Raw genomic sequence first — 883 nt, 5'->3', positions numbered from 1 at the left:
GTATTTTCATATGAAATATCCGCAAATTGAGGTCGAGGTTATTCCCGAGATGCAGCTGCTGAAAAAGCTTGGGAAAATCATTAATGCGGATGACTATTTTGTAGAAAAAAAGAAGCTGCTGGAGAACTCGGGCGCGGATGTATTTTTACTGGACGATTATGTATTCAAGATCTTTGCCCAGGATGGCAAGCTGTATGATTTGGAGGACGCGATCCGCCAGGATGACTTTGATGTGGATGGATTTATGCCGGGATTGCTGGACAAGATCAAAAGTTTGGGCAACGGGAAGCTGTACGGACTGGCGCCATCCTTCAACAGGGAGGTTCTATATTATAACAAGGCCTTATTTAAGGAGCATCAAATCGAATCACCGAGGAACAACATGACCTGGCAGGAACTATTTGATTTAGCCGCGAGATTTTCTAATGTCGGTGCTGGCAGCAATAAGGTGTACGGCTTGTATGAATACTTCGGAGATCCTGGCAGGCTGATGTATCAAATCGCTGATACATCCGGCTTAAGACTGTTCGATCCAAAGGGAGAGAAGGTGCTTCTAAATTCAGAGGGCTGGAAAGATGCAATGAAGCTGGCAGTGGGTGCGGTACGCAGTAAATCGGTATTTTTCCATCCTGAGAGTCAAGTGTATACGCAAAAAAGCTATTTTTTCGAAGGGAAAGCCGCAATGATGGTTGCGAATGCTTTCGTAATGATGGAATTGAAGCAGCGACCTACTTATGTGGAGGGAGAAAAGCCGATAGATTGGGGCGCAGTCACGGTGCCAATTGATCCTGCGGAGCCATCGCAATCAATTTCTCTTTTCGAAATCGCTGCAATTGCAGCCGACTCGCCGAATAAGCGTGCAGCCTGGGAATTCGTCAAGTTC

1 protein-coding gene is annotated in these 883 nt (G+C 46.1%); it reads left to right on the top strand.

Annotation, left to right across the window (positions count from 1 at the left end; all coding sequences use genetic code 11):
• The coding region (locus tag BBG47_RS28230) for an ABC transporter substrate-binding protein (RefSeq protein WP_139070828.1) at positions 1 to 883 on the top strand (883 nt) is incomplete at both ends.

The sequence above is a fragment of the Paenibacillus sp. KS1 genome, from assembly GCF_001680695.1.
In the GTDB taxonomy this organism is placed as follows: Bacteria; Bacillota; Bacilli; order Paenibacillales; family Paenibacillaceae; genus Paenibacillus_B; species Paenibacillus_B suaedae.
Note: the sequence above shows the minus strand (reverse complement) of the source record. Positions and strands in the feature narration are given on the sequence as shown.